This is a genomic window from Vibrio sp. 2033, assembly GCF_033339735.1.
In genome coordinates, this window is the sequence record NZ_JAWOVC010000756.1 from 1 (window position 1) to 534 (window position 534).

Sequence of the window (534 nt, forward strand, 5' to 3'; positions counted from 1 at the left end):
TGTTGAAAAGCACGTGAAGATAAACAAGGTTTATTAGTTTCTTTCCCGCATAGAAAAAGGGCTTGCTCCAATGAGCAAGCCCTTCGTATTTCTAGCAGACTGAATTAGTCTTCTAAGTCACCACAGAAGCGGTAGCCTTCACCGTGGATAGTCGCGATGATTTCTGGCGTACCAGATACTGATTCGAAGTGTTTACGAATACGGCGAATCGTTACGTCGACAGTACGGTCATGTGGTTTAAGCTCACGTCCAGTCATCTTCTTAAGAAGATCAGCACGTGTTTGGATCTTACCTGGGTTCTCACAGAAGTGCAGAAGTGCACGGAATTCAGAACGAGGCAGCTTGTAGCTATCGCCAGCTGGGCTCACTAGTGAGCGGCTGTTAATATCTAGCACCCAACCGTTGAATTCGTATTTTTCTACTGAGCGCTTTTCTTCTTGAACTGCGTTAGTGCTCATTGAGCGGCTTAGCAGGTTGCGCGCACGAATAGTCAATTCACGTGGGTTGAATGGTTTAGTGATGTAGTCATCAGCA

General features: G+C 46.1%; 1 protein-coding gene. It reads right to left on the reverse strand.

The window, feature by feature from the left end:
* Window positions 1-104: 104 nt before the first annotated feature.
* Window positions 105-534: winged helix-turn-helix domain-containing protein (locus R7P74_RS28915; RefSeq protein WP_318124145.1), on the reverse strand; the 430-nt coding region annotated here is incomplete at its 5' end.